A 1,829-nucleotide genomic window follows, 5' to 3' on the forward strand; every position below is an offset into this window, starting at 1 on the left:
GTTATCCAATCAATCATAATTTTTTGACCTCATTAGCAATAAGGCCAAGTTTTTCATTTCCTTCTAGCATCATTGAATGTGCGAAATTACGGGCAACATTAAGAGCATCCTCCTTGTTTTCATGAACAGCTTGGAGGGCATCACGGGTATGTTCTAAAACAGGCTGAACTTCTAAGAGTAATTCCGTAATAACTTTCGCTTTAGGTATCCCCTGTAAACGGGCAATATCAGCAATAACAGCATCTAAATCAGTAGGTAGTGTCAGGTTCGTTCTTGGATTCTTAGCAGGCATCTTATTCTCAGGTGTAACACTATAAAAGAAGAGTACCGAATAAAAAATGTGCTGTAAAGTGTTGGTTATATAAAAAATTCCCGGAAGTGGGACAAATGTGCAGTATTACTAACACTGCACACCTCCCTTCACGCGCCGCGCGGACGCGAGACGATCCGACGTCGGACGCGGTTGCGTCGGCATAGCCTAAGTTTTACCGATCTAGGACAAATGGGAGTTTGTAATCAGGAAGGGAAGGTTCAGTAATTCTAATTATGTCAGTTCGCTCGTAGACACTCGCTCTGCTCTTCCTTCTCGGTCGGTCGTCGAAGCTCCTCCTCCTCGACGTCATAGCATTACTCGTGTTTTATGAGATATTTTTAAGACCCTAAAATGAAATAAGCCTACAAAGAATTTTGTAGGCCTATATTGTTTTATCTAGAGTAACCTAACTCTAAATAGCTTCACGTACGAATAATTTAATTATTCACATTGTGATGCAAAAACGGGTTTAAAACCCATCCGTATACTATTGGACAAATTGAATATAAAACAAAAAGGACTAGTTAAGCAACTAATCCTTTTTCATAAGCCCAATCAGGAATACCGACAGGTTGTGCTTCTAAAACACGAATTAATGGAATCACGTTGGTTTTTTCTTTTGGTGATGGAGTAGCAATGTCGATTCCATATTTTTGTAGTTGAGTGCGCCATCTATAGAACGCAGAACTCGACATAATCTGTTTGAGATCATCACCATTGAGCCAAGATTGATAGACCATTCTTAGACGTGTCGGAAGTGTGTCTAAAACATCATCCTTAAGCATATAAACGTCACTCAATTCTAAGTTACCCAAGTATTCTAAGAGTAACACTTCAGGTGTGTCTATATCCCAATCGGATGCAAGGTCTAAACCTCTCCTTTTTAATTCCAATTGCCTTACAACAGCTTCTATTCGTAAGGCTTTGTCTGCATATTCTAGTAGTTCAGGAATTTGTAATTCTTTAGGTAATTTATGTCCTCTAGCATTAATTTCATGTCCTTTGGAGTAACACTTTAAAGCCCAACGTCTAGAATTTTTACCAAAGTAAGCTGTATCACCTGAGAATTGACCAGCTCCACGATGTTTTAAATAAGCTCTTTCACCTACAGCTCGAATCCAAGCTAAAACAGATCTCTTGTTATCCAGGTGCCATGTTTCGTTTATATCAACTCTTGAAAGGCTGTAGTTTCCATCCTTAATCATGGCGTATTGGAATGGATCAGGAGATAAGCCAATATCTTTCTTTAGTAACTCATCAAAAAATTTACCCATCACCCCGACTAAATCATTAGTCCCAAAGATGTTATGACCTTGCAGAAATTTAGTTGGATTGCCTGAAATCCATATATGCGAGCTATCAACTGTTTTAATTTGGATTTTTGAAGAATGTGAACCTTCAACACTTAATCTTTTTTCCACCATCCACTCTTGATTACCCTGAGCATCAAAAGAATAAACAAGCCCAGAAATAAGCCTAGATTGGTCATGATTACAAGGGAGGATAGCTGTTATCC

The 1,829-nt window shown here is 38.7% G+C and carries 2 protein-coding genes; both read right to left on the reverse strand.

Annotation, left to right across the window (positions count from 1 at the left end; translation table 11 throughout):
* Window positions 1-13 precede the first annotated feature (13 nt).
* A complete protein-coding gene (locus FTU87_RS14915) occupies window positions 14-292 on the reverse strand; it encodes a hypothetical protein (protein WP_180058135.1) in 279 nt (92 codons plus the stop codon).
* A gap of 545 nt (window positions 293-837) precedes the next feature.
* Window positions 838-1,827: a phage/plasmid replication protein, II/X family gene (locus tag FTU87_RS14920; RefSeq protein ID WP_180097748.1), complete on the reverse strand. Its 990-nt coding sequence runs from the start codon at window positions 1,825-1,827 to the stop codon at window positions 838-840.
* Between the last annotated feature and the right edge of the window lie 2 nt (window positions 1,828-1,829).

The organism is Acinetobacter sp. YH12156 (genome assembly GCF_013418235.1).
In the GTDB taxonomy this organism is placed as follows: Bacteria; Pseudomonadota; Gammaproteobacteria; order Pseudomonadales; family Moraxellaceae; genus Acinetobacter; species Acinetobacter pseudolwoffii.